Source organism: Delftia sp. GW456-R20, from assembly GCF_001622915.1.
GTDB lineage: Bacteria > Pseudomonadota > Gammaproteobacteria > Burkholderiales > Burkholderiaceae_C > Comamonas > Comamonas acidovorans.
Genome location: NZ_LWCN01000003.1, coordinates 334109 through 352910, shown reverse-complemented (window position 1 = coordinate 352910; position 18802 = coordinate 334109). Strand labels below are relative to the sequence as shown.

Sequence of the window (18802 nt, the reverse complement as noted above, 5' to 3'; positions counted from 1 at the left end):
TCAGGCGTGGCGCCTGCGCCGGTCGGCCGGTTCTATGCGCAGCAGCTGGCGGTACTTGGTGACGGTGCGGCGCGCCACGACCAGGCCCTGGGCACCGAGCTGGCGTGCGATTTCAACATCCGACAGCGGCCGGGCATCGGACTCGGCCGCGATGATGTCGCCGATCAACTCGCGGATGGCCGTGGCCGAGCAGGCATTGCCGCTGGCGCTGAGCATGGGGCGCGAGAAGAAATGCTTGAGCTCGAACACGCCCGTGGGCGTGGCCATGTATTTGTTGTTGGTCACGCGCGAGACGGTGGACTCGTGCACGCCCACTTCCTCGGCAATCTCGCGCAGCACCAGCGGCTTCATGGCCATGGCACCGAACTCCAGGAACAGCTGCTGCTTGCGCACGATGGCCTGCGCCACGTCGAGGATGGTGGAAAAGCGCTGCTCCACGTTGCGCACCGTCCAGCGCGCATCCTGCAGGTGGTCGGCCAGTTGGTTCTGGCCGCTGCGGCGGTGGCGCTGAAACAGCTGCTCGTAGACGCGGTTCAGGCGCACGCGCGGCACGACCGCGGGGTTGAGGTGCACGTTCCAGCCGTTCTGGCCCCGGCGCACGATCACGTCGGGAACGATGTAGTCCACGTGGGAGGAGCCGAAGTTCCAGCCCGGCCTGGGGTTCAGCCGACGTATGCAGTCCAGCGCCTGCGTGATCTGCGCGGGCGGCACCTGCAGCGCCCGGGCCAGCCGGGGCACGTCGCGGGCGGCCAGCGCATCCATGTGGTCCTGCACCATGGCCTGGGCCAGCTGGCGCAGGTGGGCATCGCCGATCTGCGGGCATTGCAGCAACAGGCATTCGCCCACGCTGCGGGCCGCCACGCCGGCCGGGTCCAGCGATTGCACCAAGCGCAGGGCAATGAGCATTTCCTGCGCGTCAGGTGAGGGGCTGAGGGCCAGCAGGCCGGCCAGTTCCTGCAGCTCGGTGCGCAGATAGCCGTCGTCGTCCAGCGACTCCACGATGGCGCGGGCCATGCACAGGTCGCGCGGCGTCATCGCCATCACATTGAGCTGGCCGTGCAGGTGCATGGCCAGCGTGGTCTCGCAGGCCGCCAGATCCATGGCCGTGCCTTCTCCATCTACCCCCTGGCGCGAGCCCGTATGCATATCGGCCAGCCACAGGTCGCGGTCGTCGGCGGGTTCGGTGGCGGGGCCGGGCAGGTGGTCGGCCGGGTCGGGCGGGTGCTGCATGCCGGGGAGATCGCGGTCCATGTCCAGACCGATGCCCATGCCGATGCCGAAACCGATGCCGTCATCCATGCCGGTGTCCGGGGCCAGGCCTGCCTCCGGGGCCAGCCTGCCCATGCCGCCTTCCCGGCCCTCTTCACCCAGCTCCTTGCCGTCGAGCAGCCCCTGTTCGTACTCGCCGTACTGCGCATCCTGCGGGTCTTCCAGGAACGGGTTGTCCTCCAGCTTGCTGCGCACCACGGCGGCAAAGTCCAGCGAGGACATCTGCAGCATCCGCACTGCAAGCTGCAGGCGGGGAGAAAGCGTCTGGGACTGGCGTATGTCCGCCCTGAGGTGCATGGAACCCATTTCATCTCCTTGGTGCGATGACCCGAAGACGCAAGCTCCATGCCGCCATGCGGGCGGCGAATCGTCTGGATACACTTTGGGCACGAAACCTGCTGTGGTCTCCCTGCGCAGGCGGCACGGGGCCCAGGGTTTTGCCGCCGCTGCGGGGGATCGGTTCTGGAACAGCGGGGCCGGTCATGGCGTCCACGGCAGAAATTGCCGTTTGGGCGCAAGGTTTTCTGCAAACTTTGCCATGTACCAGTCCACCAGCTTCCACACGGTCCCGCCCCCGGGGGCCCAGAATTCCGTTCCACGGGAGGCGCCGCGTGATGCCCTGCCCGAAGATCCCATGTCCATACGCCTGAGGTTGGTCCTGCTGCTGCTGGCCTTGCTGGTCTTTGTACTGGCGGCCTCGTCCTGGCTGCTGTTGCGCGCCTACCAATCCGAGCATGCGGCGCAGGAGCAGGCCGCGCGCGTCAGCAGCATGGCCGTGGCCCGTCTGCTGGACAAGGAGCCGCGCACGGCCGGCGCCGACCAGGTGCTGGCGGCCTTGCGGCCCTTGCTGGACTCCGGCTGGCCCGGCTTTCTGGTGGACAGCACAGGCCGCGCCCTGCCGGCCGGGCCCGGCGCGGCAGCCGACCTGCCTGCCTTGCCCGCCGATTTCAGCGAACGGCTGGCGGCCAGCCTGGCGCAGGCTGCGCCCGGCGTGAAAAGTGCGGGGCAAGGCGCAGAGCAAAGCGCAGGGCAGGGCGCAGGGCAGGACGCTTCGCAGGGCTGGCTGGATCTGCCAGATGCGCAGGGCGGGCCGCTGCGGGCCTTCTTCAGCAAGTCCGCCCAGGGCTGGACCTGGGTGAGCTGGGTCCCCTGTTCTGCGCTGGACCCCGCATGCTCCCGGCCCCTGAAGGGGGTGCTCTGGGTGGCCATCGTTTTGTTTGCGGTGGCGGGCCTGGGATTGGCGCGGCTGGCGCTGCGGGGCAGCGCGGCCCTGGTGTTGCCGGCAATGGGCGGCAATGCGCAAGACCATGGCCAGGGCCAGGGCGGCGGTGATGCCGGCCGGCCCAATGGCGCTGCGGTGGACGCTGCCGGCCTCGAAGAGGCCGCTGCCCGTCTCCAGAGCGAACGCCTGCAGGTGGTGGGGCGGCTGGCAGGCCGGTTTTCCCATGAGTTCAACAACCAGCTGGGCATTCTGAGCAACAGCGCCTATCTGATAGAGCGGCGCTCCGAGGACCCGGCGCTGAGCCTGCCTGCCCAGGCCATGCTGCGCTCGGTGGACACGGCCAGCCGCCTCACGCAGCAACTGCTGCGTTTTGGGGCGCACCATTGCACGCATGCGCTGGTGGTGGACCTGTACCGCTGGCTGCCCGGCCTGCAGGGCACGCTGGCCGTGGTCCTGGGCAAGCGCATGGCGCTGGAGGTGGCGGAGCCTGCCGAGGCCAGTCAGCCCGGCCAGCCGGCGCCGCGATTGGGCGTGCACGTGGACCCGGACGAGCTGGAACTGGCGCTGATCAGCATTTTTCTCGCCATCCGCGAAGCGATGACCGATGGCGCGCAGGTGCACATGGCCGCCCGGCCCCTGTCCGAGGATCAGAACCAGGATCAGGACCAGGCCGCAGCTTCTCGAGGGAATGCGCTGGTGGAGATCCGCATCGAGGCCCTGGCCCACGGGGCGGGCGCGGCCAACACCGGCACCGGCGAGGCGGGCGCGCCACGGCTGGAACGTGTGGAAAGGCAGGACCCGCCGCCTGTCTTCACTCCATTGAACGATGCCGATGCGGACGCCACCTGCGGCCTGCGCCTGGCGCGCCGCCTGTGCCTGGAGCGCGGCGGCGTGGTGCGGGCCGAGGGTGAGGAAGGCCGCTGCCTGGCGGTCTCACTGGTGCTGCCGCGCGTGGCCATGGCGGCGCAGGACTGTCTGGCGCAAAGGCTGGACTGACAGGCTGCCTGGCCGCTTTCAGCGCGGCACGCTCGGCTTGCACAGGTTGAAGATGGCCAGCAGCGCAACGGCGCAGGCCAGAGAGACGAAGATGGACATGGAGGTGGCCGGCGCCTCCGTCTGCGCATTCATGGCCGAAGGCCCCAGCAGCGGCGCCAGCAGCCAGCCGCCCAGCAGTGCGCCAATGGCGCCTATGACCACGTTGAGCAAAATGCCTTGCTCGGCCTGGGTGTTCGTGACCATGCTGGTAATCCAGCCGACCAGGCCACCCACCATCAGCCAGATGAGGAAGTCCATGCCATTGCCCTTGAAAAAAAGTTACGGTTGGTTGTCAAGGGCAATCGGCGTGCCTGGCTCCTGCAGGCCGTTCAGAGCCTTGGCTTGTCAGGGGCGGTGTCCTGGTCCGAGGTAGGGCGAATCTCTGCACGCTCCGCCTCATGGCCCGAAGGCGTCTGGGCATCCAGGCCCCGGTCGGGCGACTCGCTGACCTGGGGCAGGTCGGCGGCGTGCTCTATCAATTCCTCGATGATGAAGCGGCCATACAGTTGGGCGCGCTCGGCGCCGGCGGCCTTCAGGGCATCGGCGGCCGTGCGTGCGGCCTCGTCGTTGTCCACGCGCACCACCAGCCAGTGGTAGCCGCGTTCGGCCAGGGCCTGGTGGGCCTTGACCAGGTTGAGCTCCTGGCCCACGGCGGCAACGGGGCTGGCCTGGCGCAGGTCTTCATCGATCTGGGCCAGCATTTCCCGGTCGGTATAGCGCTGGATGTCCTGGGCGGGCAGGTCCAGCGCCTGCAGCGCGGCCACGCCGTCATCGGCCTGCGCAGCTGTGGGAAACGAGACCACCATGTGGCCCACGGGCTTGAAGACACCGTAGGCGCGGGGAGGAGAGGAGTCCATGGGCTTGTCCTTGGTTGCACGAAGGTGAAAGCAAGGTGGCAAGCAGCGTGCCTGCCGGCGGGTGTCAGCCGGGCTCGGCGTCCGTTTCGCCCTTTTTGCCGCCCGCATAGTCCCTGAGCCGGTTGTACAGGGTCTTGAGGCTGATGCCGAGCACGGCCGCCGTGCGTTCCTTCTGGTACTTGCACTGCTTGAGCGTGGCCTGGATGAGCAGCCGCTCGGCCTGCGCCATGGTCATGCCGATGGGCAGCTGTATGGTGGCCGGCTCCGTGTCGGGCAGGTCGTAGGTGGCGGCTGCATGGGCGTGGTCGGCGGGCGCATGCGCTGTGATGGTGGGGGTGATGGGCGTCCTCGATGGCGCTGTAAGTGGCGCGGTCAATGGCGCGCTCATTGGCATGGACCCCGCCTGCGGCATATGTGGCATTTGCGGCACTTGCGGCACTTGCGGCAGGTGCAGGGCGTGGGCGGCCGGATGCACCGGGGCCGGCTGCTGGGCAATGGCCACGGGCGGCCGGGGCAGCCATTCCTGGCTCACCAGCGGGCCGGGCTCCATCACATAGGCGCGCTGCACGGCATTGCGCAACTCGCGCACATTGCCGGGCCAGCTGTATTGCGCAAGCTGCTTGAGGGCCGATGCCGTGAATTGCTTGGCCTGGCCCTCGCGCTGGGAGATGGCCTCCATGAAATGCTGCGCAAGCAGCGGAACGTCGGTCAGGCGCTCGCGCAGCGGCGGCAGCTCGATGGGGAAGACGTTCAGGCGGTACAGCAGGTCTTCGCGCAGCTTGCCGCTGGCCACGGCCTCGTAGGGGCAGCGGTTGGTGGCGGCGATCACGCGCACATCGGTCTGCAGCGTCTGGGTGGAGCCCACGCGCATGAAGCGCCCGGTCTCCAGCACGCGCAGCAGCTTGACCTGCAGCTCCATCGACATTTCCGTGATTTCGTCCAGAAACAGCGTGCCCGTGGCCGCGCGCTCGAAAAAGCCCTGGTGCTGGCGGTCGGCGCCGGTGAAGCTGCCCTTTTCGTGGCCAAAGATCTCGCTTTCGATCAGGTGCGGAGAAATGGCACCGCAGTTGACCGCCAGGAAGGGCCGGCTGCGCCGCTGGCTCAGCTCATGCAGGGTCTGTGCCACGACTTCCTTGCCGGTGCCGCTTTCGCCCGTCAGAAAGACCGTGACCGAGGTACCCGCCACGCGCTCCATCTGCTGGTACAGCCGCTGCATGGGGGCCGAGCCGCCCCACAGCCGGCCAAAGCGCCCTTCCTGCGCGCAGTAGCCGGCGCCGGGCGTGGCGCCTGGCCTGTCTTGCGGGGTGATCTGGTCGAAGGCCGCGCCCGTGACGGTGCTGGTGCCCGTCTCCGGCAGGCCGGCCGTGGGGATCAGAAAGCGCGAAAGAATGTCCTCCAGCCGCCCGATGCCCACGGGCTTGACCAGATAGTCCATGGCGCCGCGGCGCAGGGCCTCGATGGAGGAGTCCAGGCTGGCGTGGCCTGTCACCAGCACGATCTGCGAGTCCTGCGGCACCTGCTGGTCGCCAAAAAGGTCCATGCCGTTGCCATCGGGCAGTTGCAGGTCCAGCAGCACCAGACTGGGCGGCTGCATGGCCATCTGCCGGCGCGCGTCGCGCAGGGTGTGGGCCACGGCGACCGAGAAGCGGTCCACGCCCACGAGTTCGCGCATGGTCGCTGCGGAATCCGCATCGTCATCGACGATCAGCACGTGGTTCATTGCATGGCCTCCAGGGGTCCTCGCCGCAACGCGTTTTGACAAAATTTCATGATCTGCCAGTTTAAGGGCGAGCATGCGGGCGTCTTTGTCAGTCCACAGGCACAGTGTTTGCCGGGCGTGCGGGAGGCGGGATCAGGGAGGCGGCTGGCGGCTGGCGCGCCGGCCGCTGCGGGGCTGCAGCAGCCCCAGGAACAGGCATTCCTTTGCGCTCAGTCCGCGCGGGCGCCTGTCCGGTGCGGTGGGAATGTCCTGTCCAGGTTGCTCGCACAGGGCCAGCACCTGGGGATGGATGTAGAACTTGCGGCAAACCGCACAGGTATTGCCCAGGCGCCGGGCGACCTGCGTGACCAGAGCGTTCAGCGCCGCCGCACTGGTGCCTGCGCCTTCTTGCGACGCTGCCTTGCCTGCAGTCAGCGCAAGTTCCAGCGCCAGTTCCAGCGCGTACACGCTGGCATGCCAGGTGCGGAAATCCTTGGCGCTGAAATCCGGGCCGTCTGAGGTATCTCCGGCATCAGCCCCATGGGCCGCAGCCTTGCCGCAAATCCTGCGGATGTAGTCGTTCACATGCTCGGATCGCACATGGTGGACTTCGCCTTCATCGTCGATGAACTGGAACAGCCGCTGGCCCGGCAGCTCCTGGCAGCGCTTGACGATGCGGGCCACGGCCCGGTCGGACACGCGGGCCTGCTGCAGCACGCCGCTCTTGCCCTTGAAGCTCAGCGTCAGCTCACCCGCGTGCACCTGGGCATGGCGGTTTCTGAGCGTGGTGAGGCCGTAGGAGCCATTGCTCTCGGAATACTCGTCATTGCCTATGCGCAGGGCCGTGCAGTCCAGCAGCCAGACGATGGCGGCCACCACGGTGTCCAGCTGCGGCCGGCCAGGCTTGAGGTCGCGCGCCACCGCCCGACGGATGGCGGGCAGGTGGCGGCCAAAGGCGCGCATGCGGTCGAACTTGACCTGCTTGCGCTGTTCCTGCCACTGCGGGTGGTAGCGGTACTGCTTGCGGCCCCGGGCATCGCGGCCCGTGGCCTGCAGGTGGCCCTGGGGATCGGGGCAGATCCAGACATCCACATAGGCCGGTGGAATGGCGAGTTTGCGGATGCGCGCCAGCGCCTGGGCATCGCGCACGGGCTTGCCGTCCTGTGCCACGTAGGAAAAGCCCTTGCCGCGCCGCACGCGGCGCCAGCCGGGCATGCGGTCGTTCACATAGGTCAGGGCAGGGCCGGGGCCGTCTGCGTTCGCTGCCCTGCCCCTGGCTGGCGCGGAGCTCAGTGCACCCCCTGCGGCGGCGGTGGCGGCGGGGCAATGGGCGGGTCGGAGTAGGGCGAAGGTGCAGGGGCCGGTGGCGGGTCGCCCACGGGGGGAACCAGCGGCTCGGTGGGCGGCGGGTTGACCGGGGGCGCAACAGGCGGGGTGACAGGGGGTGCAGGTACCGAAGTGATCATGGGAAGTTGCTCCTGTAGGTGGCAGGCCGGGCCGGCCTTGGTGTTGCCATGGCAAGCGCCATGCCTGGACCCGGGGTAAATGGCCCGGGTACAAGGTTGGTTGAAGTCCGGCGCGATGCCATCTGGTGGCAATGATGTGGCGCACGCCGGGACGGGGGTCAGGCCAGCGTTCTCAGCTTCGCTTCGCGGGCCCAGAAGCGCTTCTTGGCGCCTTCGATGAAGGGTTCGGGCTTGTCGATGGGAAACACGCCCTCGTCCGGCGTGATGCCGGCCGTCTTCATGATGTGCTGCGTGGCCTTGCAGGCGGCAATGGCCTTGAGGTGGCCGAAGGCGTCGCGGAACCAGTCCTGCGCGGCTGCCTCATGGGCCAGCGCCTGGCCGCGCTCCAGCGTGATGATGGACACCACGGCATCGAACTGCGCGGATGGCGATCCGGCCAGCTGGCCGTCGGCGGGCAGGTGGCTGCCGTCGTCCAGCGTGGCGCCGCCGATCTTGGGCGCAATGATCTTCACGCTGGCCTTTTGCGCCACCAGCGCCTTGTGGAAGGCGGCAACGTGCCGGGCGCTGGAGCCTTCGTCCACCAGGATGGCAACGCAGCGGCCCTGCAAGGTGGGCTTCATGCGGTCGATGATGCGCGTGGCCGGGCTGGGCGGCAGCTTTTGCGGGGGCACGGCAGGCTTGGCGGCAGGCGGCAGCTGGGGCAGGCCCAGGCCGTCGGCCACGCGCTTTGCCAGGTCGGCGTCTATCACCTGCAGGTGGCCGACCACGGCCAAGCGCACATGCGGCGTCTGTACCTTGGACAGCTCGAACACCAGGGCGCTGGCGATGTGGGCCTGCTCCTGCGCGCTCTGGCTTTGGTAGAACATGCGCGCCTGGCTGTAGTGGTCGGCAAAGCTCTCGGGGCGGATGCGGCCCTTGGCGCCCTCCTGCGCGGGCTGGGCAAAGTGCCGCAAGCCGCGGGCTGCCGAGGCGCGCGGGCTGTCGGCCTGCAGGCTGGAGGGCTCATAGGCCACGCGGCCCTTGGGCACTTCGGTCTGCATGTGGCCGTCGCGCTGGTGGTGGGCGAACGGGCATTTGGGCGCGTTGATGGGCAGCTGCGTGAAGTTGGGCCCGCCCAGGCGCGACAGCTGGGTGTCCAGGTACGAGAACAGGCGGCCCTGCAGCAGCGGGTCGTTGCTGAAATCGATGCCGGGCGGGATATTGGCCGGGCAGAAGGCCACCTGCTCGGTCTCGGCGAAGAAGTTGTCGGGCCAGCGGTCCAGCACGAAGCGGCCGATCTTGCGCAGCGGAATTTCCTCTTCGGGGATGAGCTTGGTGGGGTCCAGGTGGTCGTAGGGCAGGGCGTCTGCCTGCTCTTGCGAGAACAGCTGCACGCACAGCTCCCAGGCCGGGTAGTCGCCCGCCTCGATGGCCTCGAACAGGTCGCGGCGGTGGTAGTCGTTGTCTGCGGCCTGCAGCTTGAGGGCCTCGTCCCAGACCGTGGACTGGATGCCCAGCTCGGGCCGCCAGTGGAACTTCACGAAGGTGCTTTCACCCTGGGCATTGACGAGCCGGAAGCTGTGCACGCCAAAGCCCTCGATCATGCGCAGGCTGCGTGCGATGGTGCGGTCGCTCATGATCCACATGACCATGTGCATGGACTCGGGCATGAGGGAGATGAAGTCCCAGAACGTGTCGTGCGCAGTGGCTGCCTGCGGAAAACCCCGGTCGGGTTCCATCTTCACGGCATGGACCAGGTCGGGGAATTTCATGGCGTCCTGGATGAAGAAGACCGGTATGTTGTTGCCCACCAGATCCCAGTTGCCCTCTTCGGTATAGAACTTGATGGCAAAGCCGCGCACATCGCGCGGGGTGTCCACCGAGCCTGCTCCACCGGCCACGGTGGAGAAGCGCACAAAGATCGGCACTTGCTTGCCGGTTTCGGTCAGGACCTTGGCGGTGGTGTATTGCTCCAGCGAATCTGTCAGCTGGAAATAACCGTGGGCGCCTGTGCCGCGTGCATGGACGATTCGCTCTGGAATGCGCTCATGGTCGAAATGCGTGATTTTCTCGCGCAGGATGAAATCTTCCAGCAGCGTAGGGCCTTTTTCCCAGGCGGTGAGAGAGTTCTGATTATCAGGAACCGGAATGCCTTGCTGCGTGGTCAATCCGGGGTGCTGTCCGTCGGCCTGTTGCTGTAATTCTCCGCCATGGCCTGTGGGGGATTGCTTGGACGATTTCTTTTCACCAGGGGATTTCTTAGCCACGATTTACTCCTTGAAAGAAAGAGGATGGCCTGTTGTATGAGGCAATAATTATTGGAAGAGGCGATTGGCTGAACCAAAGGGCATCGTCAGCAAAGCTCTGGAGATAAAAAAAGGGCCCAGGGGGCCCTTTGCCAGTTCACGCTATCGGCAGCTTAACGCTGCTGATGGCTGCCCTGCTTTTGCTGTTCCCCTGGTTGGTTGCGCTGGGGATTGCTCTGTTGCTGCTGTTGGTTGGGATTGTTCGGGTTGTTGGGATTGCTTTGCTGCTGCTGCCCCGGATTGTTCTGTTGCTGCTGCTTGTTCTTGTCGTTTTGCTGGTTGCTGGCCGTGTTGCCTTGAGGGTTGTTGGTCTGTTGCGTCATTTCCGTACTCCTTAAGTAAACAGCGATGCCGTCATCACTGCAATTTCATTGTGCGACCGTGAAAATGGCGGGCTTGTAGGATATTTGGAAGATTACTTTTGGTAAAGCATTGGAATTTGCTATGGAGTAGCTTTGTTCCATTTTGTCGGTACAAATGGATGTGTTTCTTATAATGAAATTGCTTTTGTAAAAAATGCAGCCAGGCCAAATATGGGGTTATTTGGCGGTGGGGCGTTTTGCAGGGGGCCTGGCCGGGGTTTTTGTGGATTTTGTCGATTTTCTGGACGCTGGGGTCTTTGCATTTTTTACCGTTGACGCGGTATTTTTTTCCTTGGCTGCGGTGGCGGATGGTCCGCCTGCGCCCTTGCCCAGGCTGTTCTTGAGCAGGGCCGTCAGGTCCAGCACGGCCGCGTTGGCCGGCGCGGCGGGTGTGGTCTCCTGTTTTTCCACGTTTTGGACATCGCCCGCATGCGCCTTGGCCTGCACGAGCTGGTGGATTTCCTCGCTGAAGGAGTTGCGGAACTGGTCGGCGTCCCAGGCCTGGCTCATGTCCTTGATGAGGGCCATGGCCATGGTCATCTCGGCGCTCTTGATGCCGGCGGCCTTGGCGTCCAGTGGCGGCAGGTCCAGCTGCTCGAAGGAGCGGATCTCGCCGCCCCAGCGCAGCAGGTTCAGCACCAGCGCCCGGCCGCAGGGGATCAGGATGGCCAGGTGCTGCTTGGTCTGGATGACCACCTTGGCCACACCCACCTTGTTGCTCTTGCGCAGGGCCTCGCGCAGCAGGGCGTAGACCTTCTCGCCACGGTGCAGGGGGGCGGTGTAGTAGGGGCGTTCCAGGTAGATGAAGGGGATGTCCTGGGCATCGACAAAGGCCTCGATCTCGATGGTCTGCGTGGTCTTGGGAAAGGCGGCGGCAATCTCTTCAGCGCTCAGCACCACGTAGCGGCCCTCCTCGAATTCCACGCCCTTGACGATATCGGCCGTGGCCACTTCCTTGCCCGTGACCTTGTTGATGCGCTTGTAGCCCACGGGCTGCATGTTGCGCTTGTCCAGCCAGTCGAAGTCGATGTCCGAGCTGGCCGTGGCCGCGTACAGGCCGATGGGAATGTGCACCAGGCCAAAGCTGATGGCACCCTTCCACATGCTGCGCGCGGAGGTGGACGGGCTGGATTTGGGGGAGGCGGCTTTCTTCATGGCGGTGCTTTCTTCGATTCCTGCAGGACGGTGCTCAGCGCTGCGACTCGAAGCCCAGCGCCTTCATGGCGCGGCCCAGGCCCACGGCGGCCGTGCCGTAGTGCTCCCAGGGGGAGTTGCCCAGGCGCAGGCGCTGGTCTACCGAGCGAATGGTCCAGTGCGCGCCGCCCGTGAGCCTGTCCAGCTCGTTCCATGCCACGGGCACGGAGATGCCCATGCCCGGCCGCGCCCGGGCCGTCCACGCGCAGGCCGTGGTGGCGCCGAAGCCGTTGCGCAGGTAGTCCACAAAAATCTTTCCCACGCGGTTGCGCGGCCCGCTTTTGGCCACGAAGCGCTGGGGCACGGCATGGGCCAGGTGCTGGACCACGGCCTGCGAGAAGGCCTTGACGGTGTCCCAGTCCAGCAGCCGCTTGATGGGCACGACCACATGCAGGCCCTTGCCGCCGCTGGTCTTGAGGAAGGCCGGCAGCTCCAGCTCCTGCAGCAGCACATGCAGCAGGCTGGCGGCCTCCTGCACCTGCTGCCAGGGGACGCCTTCGCCGGGGTCCAGGTCGAAGGTCATGCGGTCGGGCCGGTCGATGCGGTCCTTGCGCGCGTTCCAGGTGTGCCATTCGATGGTGTTCATCTGCGCCGCCGCCACCAGGCCTTCGCGCCGGGACACCTCCATCAGCGGGGCATGGCCGGGGTCCAGTTGCGGCGACAGGGCGGCGATGCCCTGCAGCGGCGCCTGGTCGAGGTGCTTCTGGAAGAACAGCTCGCCCTCGATGCCGTCCGGCGCCCGCACCATGGCCACGGGCCGGGACTTGAGGTGGGTGATCATGAAGGGCGCCACCGTGGCGTAGTAGCGCGCCAGATCCATCTTGGTGATGCCGGTGGAGGGATCGATGACCCGCTCGGGATGGGTGATGGTCATCGAGGCGGGCAGTCGCGCCGCCCTGGCATTGCGGGTTTGCGTTCTTGCAGCGCCCGGCGTGGCTGCAGCGCTGGCGGAAGATGCGGTCGATGGCACGTGCTGTGGCTCCTCTTTGACAATACTGCGTGCAGTCTTGTCCGCACGCAGGCCCTGGAATACGGCATGGCGGACCTGGCCGTCCTCGGTCCACTGCGCGAACGAGACCTCGGCCAGCAGCGTGGGGCGCACCCAGTGCACCCCGCTGCCAAGGCCCCGGCTGTCCGCCAGCGGCGAGGTGCCGGTGGCAAGGCGCTCCAGGCGCTGGCGCAGGTCGGCCAGGGTGCGCCTGTTGAACCCCGTGCCCACCTTGCCTGCCGCGCGCAGCTGGCCGTCCTCGCCATGCACGGCCAGGACCAGGGCGCCCAGGCCCGTGCGCGTGCCCTGGGGATCGGTGTAGCCCGCGATCACGAATTCCTGGCGCAGGCCGCACTTGAGCTTGATCCAGTCCGCACTGCGCCGCGAGGCATAGGCACTGCCGCGCCGCTTGCCGATCACGCCCTCCAGGCCCAGCTGGCAGGCGGCGGCCACCAGGTCGGCGGGCGGGGCGTCAAAGGCCTCGCTGAAGCGAAGGCGCTCCGAAGGCGCCTTGTGCAGCAGCGCCTGCAACTGCTGGCGGCGCTGCTCCACGGGCTGGGGCCGCAGGTCCTGGCCGTCCTTCCACAGCAGGTCGAACGCGAAGAACACCAGGTGGTCGGTGCGCTCGCCGTCAAAGGCGTTTTGCAGGGCCTGGAAGTCAGGGCGGCTGTCGCTGTCCAGCATCAGCACCTCGCCATCCACCCAGCCCGATTGCAGGGGCAGTGCGGCAAAGGCGCGGGCCAGGGCGGGCATTTTGGTGGTCCAGTCCTTGCCGTTGCGCGTGAAAAGGCGAACGGCGCCGTCCTCGATGCGCGCCAGCAGCCGGTAGCCGTCGAACTTGCTCTCGAAGATCCATTGCCCGGCATCTGCAGGTGCATGGTCCACCAAGGTTGCCAGTTGCGGGGCCATGCTCTGCGGCATGGGGGCGGTGACGTGCGTAGCGACGGGCGTGGTGACGGGCGCTGTGGCGGTGGGCAGGGGAAGGCCGGCCACGCTGTCGGGCATGTCCTCGACCACGTTGAATTCGCTGGCAGCACGTTCCAGGCCGTCGTGCTCCTTGATCAGCAGCCAGGCGGGCTTTTTGGCATCGTCCTTGCCGCGCATGCGCACCAGGGTCCAGCGGCCCTGCAGCTTGTGGCCGCGCAGTTCGAACTTGAGCTTGCCCTTGCGATAGCCTTCGGCCGCATCGCCCTCGGGCAGCCAGGTGCCACGGTCCCAGATGATGACCTTGCCCGCGCCGTACTGTCCCGGTGGAATCTGGCCCTCGAAGCGGTTGTAGGCCATGGGGTGGTCTTCCACCTGGACGGCCATGCGCTTGTCGGCCGGGTCGTAGCTGGGGCCCTTGGGCACGGCCCAGCTCTTCATGCTGCCGTCCAGCTCCAGCCGAAAGTCGTAGTGCAGGTGGCTGGCCCAGTGCTTTTGAATGACGAATTGCAGGGCGCCCGCGCCGGGCTGCCCTGCAATCGCTTCACTGGAAGGTTCTGCCGAAGGTTCCGGTGTGCGCGTGAAGTCGCGCTTTTGCCGGTACAGCGCGAGCGAGGCCTGGGGTGTCGCCGCCTTGGCCGCCCCTTTGGTGGGGCGGGCCTGGCGGGATGCCTGGGACTTGCTGCGCGTGGCCGGCATGGCGGCATCCGTCAGTGGATGAGCGCAATCAGAATGATGATGGGAATGGGAACGCCCAGGAGAAAAAGCAGTATGGATCGCATGGCAAGCCTCCGTTGAATGGATTGAATTGGATTGATTGGGTTTCAGTGCCGGGGATTATCAAAAGGCATCGCGTTGACGACCACCCCAGGTGGCGCACAAGCTGCCCACAAAAGCGCCCAGCATCAGCGAAACAAACAGCCAGAGCATGGAATGGGCCGTGGCCTTGCGTGCCTCTTCAGCAGCCTGCTTGGCCTTTTGCTTGGCTTCTTCAGCCTTTTGCTCGGCCTGCTTTATCTGCATTTGCACGGAATCAAAGGTGCTACGCACTTTCTTTTGCGCATCTTCCACGGACATATCGGAGTTGCGCGCAATCAGCTGGGCCAGGTATTGCTCGTCGGCGGGAGACAGCTGGCCGGTGCGCAGCGACTGGGCAAAGATCACGCCGGCCTCGCGGGTGGCGCTGGCCAGGTCGGCGGGGGTGGCATTGCTGGTGGAGGTAGCAGCGCCGGAATTGCGGAACAGGCTGCCGGTCCAGTAGGCCAGGCCCTGGGGCGAGGCATCGGCGCCCGAGGCACCGGCCATGGCTGCGGCACCGCCAGCAGCCGCACCGCCCGCGGCGCCGATCGCGCCGCCCACCACGCTGGAGGCGCTGGTGGCCACGGTCTGCGCGGCCTTGAAGGCGCCGGAGACGGCACCGCCTGCAGCGGCGCCCATCAGGGCCACCATGGCCAGCGTGGCCAGTGCCCAGGACAGAAAGCCGTGGGCCGTGTCGCGGAAGTAGACCTCGTCCGTGTGCACGCCTTGCCAGCGTGTGCGCAGCCGCCCGGCCAGATAGCCGCCCACGCCGGCCGAGGCCAGCTGGGTGAAGGCGATCCAGGCCACGGCCGTCAGGCCCAGGGCACCGGCATCCAGGCCTTCACCGGACCATACCGACACCGACGACAGGCCCAGGCCCGTGCCCAGAATGAACAGCAGCAGCGACAGCGATGCCGCCGCCATGGCGCCGGCAAATATCGCGGCCCATGAAACGCCGCTGCGTGAGGTATCTACGGTGGCGACCGTGTTGACCACTGGCGCTTCAGCCAGGGGCGCGGATTCGGAATAGGCAATGGACATGGCCGACTTTCTTGGAGTTGAGTGCCCCATTCTTGCCAGTCGCAATAGACGCCGCTGTAGGAGGATTGGAAATGCAGGACTGGCAAACGTAGATGAAAAACGTCATCCTTTGCCAGATGACGATTTTCAAGCGAATGCGCAGGCCGGATATGGAAAATGCTGCCTGCAATCGGTAATTCTTGCAGAACATTTTCCAGGGCGGGTATTCGGGTTATTCAGGTCAGTGCAGCGATGCCTTTTCCATTGCCGGATATTCATCGCCGCATTGAAGCTGCCATCCGGAAAATGCTCAGGGCTGGCGCACGTCGGCCACCACCTGCTCGCCAAAATCGGCACGCTGCAGCCAGCCCAGCACCAGCGCTGCCGCCTGCTCGGGCGTGGACAGCTTGCCGCCCTCCTTGAGCTGGGCGAAGTTGCCTGCATCGGGGAAGGCGGCGGTATCCGCGCTGCGCAGCTGCACCTGCATGTCGGTGTCGATGACGCCGGGCGCCAGCGAGCAGATGCGCGCGCCGTGGGGCTTGAGCGCCTCGTCCAGCGCCACGCTGCGGCTGAAATGGTCCATGCCGGCCTTGGCCGCGCAATAGGAGGCCTGCGAGGCAATGGCGCGCCGGCCCAGGCCCGAAGAAATGTTGAGCACCTTGCGCGGCACGGCCGTCCAGCCCTCGGTGGCGGCCAGGAAGGCGGCCGTCAGCAGCATGGGCGCCTCCAGCCCCACGCGCATGGCCTGGGCAATGTCGGCGGGCTGCAGCTGCGACAGCGGCGCAATCTGCGGAATCACGCCCGCGTTGTTGATCAGGGTGACGCTGGCGTAGCGCGCGGCGTCCAGGCCGGCCAGCCAGTCGCCCAGCCTGCGGGCCGCGGCCTCGGGCTCGCCCAGGTCCACGCTCCACTGCTGCAGCGGCGCGCCCGCCGTGGCGGCCGCCTGGGCCAGGTCTTCGCTGGTGGAGCGCGACAGCGTGACCAGTTCATGGCCGGCATCCAGCAGTTGCCGGGCCATGGCCAGGCCCATGCCGCGCGAGGCGCCGGTAAGAATCGTCAGGGAAAGAAGAGGCGATGCATTGTTCATGCGGGCGATGGTATCGCTTGTGCCCGTGCTGCCGGCCCGGCCGCTGCCTGGGCGGCGACAGGGTCCGATGGCAGCAGCAGCTCGGCGCTGTGCGCCTGCCGGGTGCGCTCCAGCGCCTGCACGATGCGTTCGCAGGCACGCTCGGCCGCCTCGTGCAGGCTGGCGCCCTGCAGCCAGTGGCCGGTGAGCGCGGCACTGAACAGATCGCCCGTTCCCTTGGGCACCGCATCCACCCGCGCGTGGGTGATCACATGCACGTCATCGCGCGTGACCAGGGCCACGCGCATGCGCTGGGCAGGGTCGCCGTCCAGCTCGGGCGATGCGCTGGTCACGGCCACCCACTGCGTGCGTCCCTTGAGCAGGCTGCGCGCGGCCTGGACCACATCGTCCATGCCGCGCACAGGGCGCGCGGTCAGCCGCTCCAGCTCGAAATGGTTGGGTGTCAGCCCGTCGGCCAGCGGCAGCAGGTGGCGCTGGTAGGCCTCGACCATGGCGGGGTCCACATAGATGCCGCTGTCGTGGTCGCCGATCACCGGGTCCACCACCACGCGCAGGCCGGGCCGCTGCGCCAGCAGGCCGGCAACCCAGTCCGCCAGCAGCGTGGCCTGGGCCGGCCCGCCCAGGTAGCCGGCCAGCACGGCCTGCAACTGCCGCAACCCGCCGCGCGCGCCCAGGTCCTGCAGATAGCCCGCAAACCACTCGGCGGCAATCGCCCCGCCGTGGATGCTGGGATAGTGCGGCGTGTTGCTGAACACCACCGTGGGCACGGCCGCCGCCGCCAGCCCCAGCGCCTGCAGCGTGGGCATGGCCACGTTGTTGCCAACGCGGCCGTAGACGACCTGGGACTGCACGGACACCACGTCGATGGCCAGGGGTTGCAGCATGTCTTGGGGGGCGCAGGCGTTCATGGGCGTGGGGGAGCAATGAGAGGCAGGGACGTGTTTTATAACGCCTGCGCCCAGGCCGCAGACCCCACAATCGGCCGTGCATGACCAGACCACTGTGCGATCTGCGCGTGAAAAGAAAAAGGCCCGCCGAAGGGCGGGCCCGTGGAGCGCTGGGCGCCTGTGCGTTGTCAGGCGCCCAGGTAGGCGCGGCGCACGGCGTCGTTGGTCAGCAGGTTGGCGCCGGTGTCTTCCAGCACCACCTTGCCGGTTTCCAGCACATAGCCGCGGTCGGCGATCTGCAGGGCGCGGTTGGCGTTCTGCTCGACCAGGAAGACCGTGACGCCGGCCGTGCGGATGGTCTGGATGATCTCGAAGATCTGCGCAATGATCAGCGGCGCCAGGCCCAGCGTGGGCTCGTCCAGCAGCAGCAGGCGGGGCTTGCTCATCAGCGCGCGGCCGATGGCCAGCATCTGCTGCTCGCCGCCCGACATGGTGCCGGCGCGCTGGTGGGCGCGCTCACGCAGGCGCGGGAAGAGGCCGAACACATGTTCGATGCCGGCCTCGATCTGCGGCTTGTCCAGGAAGAATCCGCCCATCTTCAGGTTGTCCGTGACCGTGAGGTCCGAGAAGATGCGCCGTCCCTCGGGCGAGACCGCGATGCCCTTGCGCATGATGTGGTGCGAGGGCAGCTGGGTGATGTCCTCGCCCTCGAACGAGATGCGGCCCGAGCTGGCGCGCGGGTTGCCGCACACCGTCATCAGCAGCGAGGTCTTGCCGGCGCCGTTGGAGCCGATCAGCGAGACGATTTCGCCCTGGTTGACGTGCAGGCTCACGCTGTCGACCGCGCAGATGGCACCGTAGTGGGTGGAGATGTTCTCCAGTTGCAGCATGGCAGGCATCAGGCTTCTCCCAGGTAGGCCTTGATGACCCGTTCATCGTTGCGGATGGCGTCCGGCAGGCCCATGGCGATGGGTTTGCCGTACTCCATGACGAGGATGCGCTCGGACACGCCCATGACCAGGCCCATGTCGTGCTCGATCAGCAGCACGGCAATGCCGTACTGGCGGCGCAGCTGGTCGATCAAGCCCTGCAGGTCCTTCTTCTCCTGCGGGTTCAGGCCGGCGGCTGGTTCGTCGAGCATGAGCACGCGCGGCTTGGTGATCATGCAGCGCGCGATCTCCAGGCGGCGCTGGTGGCCGTAGGCCAGGTTGCCGGCCTCGCGGTTGACGAACTCGCGCAGGCCCATGACGTCCAGCCAGTGCAGGGCGCTCTCGATCTTTTCCTCTTCGCTGCGGCGGTAGCTTGCCGTGTTGAACAGGCCCGACAGCAGGTTGACGCCCGAGCTGCGGTGCTGTGCCACCAGCAGGTTTTCCAGCACCGTCATGGACTTGAACAGCCGCACGTTCTGGAAGGTGCGCACCACGCCGTGGTTGGCCACGTGGTGGCTGCTGCGGCCCTCGATGGCGCTGCCGTCCAGCGTGACGGAGCCGCTGCTGGGCTGGTAGAAACCGCTGATGCAGTTGAACACCGTGGTCTTGCCGGCGCCGTTGGGGCCGATGATGGCAAACACTTCCTGCGGGCGCACGTTGAAGCCCACATGGTCCACGGCCAGCAGGCCGCCGAAGCGCATGCACAGGTCTTTGACTTCTAGCAAATACTCGCTCATTGCCGGCCCTTGCTGCTATCTGTTGTCCCAAAAATCATGGTGT

Annotated in this window: 16 protein-coding genes; 1 reads left to right on the top strand and 15 read right to left on the bottom strand. The window is 66.8% G+C overall.

Features of this window, described 5'->3' with window-relative positions; translation table 11 throughout:
- Window positions 1-1575, bottom strand: a complete 1575-nt coding sequence (gene rpoN / locus A4F85_RS02915) for an RNA polymerase factor sigma-54 (RefSeq protein WP_063325605.1) — start codon at window positions 1573-1575, stop codon at window positions 1-3.
- Window positions 1576-1903: 328 nt separating this feature from the next.
- On the opposite strand from rpoN, the gene A4F85_RS02910 reads away from it, so the two are divergent.
- A complete protein-coding gene (locus A4F85_RS02910; RefSeq protein ID WP_231890426.1) occupies window positions 1904-3487 on the top strand; it encodes a hypothetical protein in 1584 nt (527 codons plus the stop codon).
- 18 nt (window positions 3488-3505) lie between these two features.
- Here A4F85_RS02910 and A4F85_RS02905 read toward each other — a convergent pair whose 3' ends face one another.
- The 14 genes from A4F85_RS02905 to livG all read right to left on the bottom strand — a co-directional run bounded on the left by A4F85_RS02905 (window position 3506) and on the right by livG (window position 18759).
- On the bottom strand, window positions 3506-3784 hold the full coding sequence (locus A4F85_RS02905) for a GlsB/YeaQ/YmgE family stress response membrane protein (protein WP_012206149.1): 279 nt from the start codon (window positions 3782-3784) through the stop codon (window positions 3506-3508).
- A 71-nt stretch (window positions 3785-3855) separates the two neighbouring features.
- Window positions 3856-4383 (bottom strand): hypothetical protein, encoded by a 528-nt coding sequence (locus A4F85_RS02900; protein WP_063325603.1) that lies wholly within the window; start codon window positions 4381-4383, stop codon window positions 3856-3858.
- 64 nt (window positions 4384-4447) lie between these two features.
- Window positions 4448-6103 carry a sigma-54-dependent transcriptional regulator gene (locus A4F85_RS02895; protein WP_063325602.1) on the bottom strand — a complete coding sequence of 552 codons (1656 nt, stop codon included), beginning with the start codon at window positions 6101-6103 and terminating at the stop codon, window positions 4448-4450.
- A gap of 132 nt (window positions 6104-6235) precedes the next feature.
- Window positions 6236-7297, bottom strand: coding sequence for a DNA topoisomerase IB (locus A4F85_RS02890; RefSeq protein WP_063325601.1), 1062 nt, complete (start codon window positions 7295-7297; stop codon window positions 6236-6238).
- A 74-nt stretch (window positions 7298-7371) separates the two neighbouring features.
- A complete protein-coding gene (locus A4F85_RS30220) occupies window positions 7372-7548 on the bottom strand; it encodes a hypothetical protein (protein WP_156516919.1) in 177 nt (58 codons plus the stop codon).
- A gap of 158 nt (window positions 7549-7706) precedes the next feature.
- Window positions 7707-9794: a catalase gene (locus A4F85_RS02885; RefSeq protein WP_013801927.1), complete on the bottom strand. Its 2088-nt coding sequence runs from the start codon at window positions 9792-9794 to the stop codon at window positions 7707-7709.
- A 152-nt stretch (window positions 9795-9946) separates the two neighbouring features.
- Complete coding sequence (locus A4F85_RS02880; protein ID WP_043824693.1) at window positions 9947-10156, bottom strand: hypothetical protein; 210 nt, start codon at window positions 10154-10156, stop codon at window positions 9947-9949.
- Between the two features lie 216 nt (window positions 10157-10372).
- On the bottom strand, window positions 10373-11350 hold the full coding sequence (gene ku, locus A4F85_RS02875; protein ID WP_063325600.1) for a non-homologous end joining protein Ku: 978 nt from the start codon (window positions 11348-11350) through the stop codon (window positions 10373-10375).
- Window positions 11351-11384: 34 nt separating this feature from the next.
- On the bottom strand, window positions 11385-14000 hold the full coding sequence (ligD, locus tag A4F85_RS02870; protein WP_063325599.1) for a DNA ligase D: 2616 nt from the start codon (window positions 13998-14000) through the stop codon (window positions 11385-11387).
- A 141-nt stretch (window positions 14001-14141) separates the two neighbouring features.
- Window positions 14142-15140, bottom strand: a complete 999-nt coding sequence (locus A4F85_RS02865; RefSeq protein ID WP_063325598.1) for a hypothetical protein — start codon at window positions 15138-15140, stop codon at window positions 14142-14144.
- Window positions 15141-15429: 289 nt separating this feature from the next.
- The gene (locus A4F85_RS02860) at window positions 15430-16206 is read right to left on the bottom strand and encodes an SDR family NAD(P)-dependent oxidoreductase (protein ID WP_063325597.1); all 777 of its coding nucleotides are present in this window, start codon (window positions 16204-16206) and stop codon (window positions 15430-15432) included.
- On the bottom strand, window positions 16203-17114 hold the full coding sequence (gene pdxK / locus A4F85_RS02855; RefSeq protein WP_063325596.1) for a pyridoxine/pyridoxal/pyridoxamine kinase: 912 nt from the start codon (window positions 17112-17114) through the stop codon (window positions 16203-16205). The genes A4F85_RS02860 and pdxK overlap by 4 nt, the downstream gene beginning before the upstream one ends.
- A gap of 167 nt (window positions 17115-17281) precedes the next feature.
- Complete coding sequence (locus A4F85_RS02850) at window positions 17282-17983, bottom strand: ABC transporter ATP-binding protein (protein WP_034398706.1); 702 nt, start codon at window positions 17981-17983, stop codon at window positions 17282-17284.
- An 8-nt stretch (window positions 17984-17991) separates the two neighbouring features.
- On the bottom strand, window positions 17992-18759 hold the full coding sequence (gene livG / locus A4F85_RS02845) for a high-affinity branched-chain amino acid ABC transporter ATP-binding protein LivG (RefSeq protein ID WP_034394891.1): 768 nt from the start codon (window positions 18757-18759) through the stop codon (window positions 17992-17994).
- Window positions 18760-18802: the final 43 nt, after the last annotated feature.

Bases quoted from the DNA above. Each gene is read 5' to 3' on its own strand.
- rpoN (WP_063325605.1), bottom strand. From the start codon at position 1,575: ATGGGTTCCATGCACCTCAGGGCGGACATACGCCAGTCCCAGACGCTT.
- A4F85_RS02910 (WP_231890426.1), top strand. From the start codon at position 1,904: ATGTCCATACGCCTGAGGTTGGTCCTGCTGCTGCTGGCCTTGCTGGTC.
- A4F85_RS02905 (WP_012206149.1), bottom strand. From the start codon at position 3,784: ATGGACTTCCTCATCTGGCTGATGGTGGGTGGCCTGGTCGGCTGGATT.
- A4F85_RS02900 (WP_063325603.1), bottom strand. From the start codon at position 4,383: ATGGACTCCTCTCCTCCCCGCGCCTACGGTGTCTTCAAGCCCGTGGGC.
- A4F85_RS02895 (WP_063325602.1), bottom strand. From the start codon at position 6,103: ATGAACCACGTGCTGATCGTCGATGACGATGCGGATTCCGCAGCGACC.
- A4F85_RS02890 (WP_063325601.1), bottom strand. From the start codon at position 7,297: ATGCCCGGCTGGCGCCGCGTGCGGCGCGGCAAGGGCTTTTCCTACGTG.
- A4F85_RS30220 (WP_156516919.1), bottom strand. From the start codon at position 7,548: ATGATCACTTCGGTACCTGCACCCCCTGTCACCCCGCCTGTTGCGCCC.
- A4F85_RS02880 (WP_043824693.1), bottom strand. From the start codon at position 10,156: ATGACGCAACAGACCAACAACCCTCAAGGCAACACGGCCAGCAACCAG.
- ku (WP_063325600.1), bottom strand. From the start codon at position 11,350: ATGAAGAAAGCCGCCTCCCCCAAATCCAGCCCGTCCACCTCCGCGCGC.
- ligD (WP_063325599.1), bottom strand. From the start codon at position 14,000: ATGCCGGCCACGCGCAGCAAGTCCCAGGCATCCCGCCAGGCCCGCCCC.
- A4F85_RS02865 (WP_063325598.1), bottom strand. From the start codon at position 15,140: ATGTCCATTGCCTATTCCGAATCCGCGCCCCTGGCTGAAGCGCCAGTG.
- A4F85_RS02860 (WP_063325597.1), bottom strand. From the start codon at position 16,206: ATGAACAATGCATCGCCTCTTCTTTCCCTGACGATTCTTACCGGCGCC.
- pdxK (WP_063325596.1), bottom strand. From the start codon at position 17,114: ATGAACGCCTGCGCCCCCCAAGACATGCTGCAACCCCTGGCCATCGAC.
- A4F85_RS02850 (WP_034398706.1), bottom strand. From the start codon at position 17,983: ATGCTGCAACTGGAGAACATCTCCACCCACTACGGTGCCATCTGCGCG.
- livG (WP_034394891.1), bottom strand. From the start codon at position 18,759: ATGAGCGAGTATTTGCTAGAAGTCAAAGACCTGTGCATGCGCTTCGGC.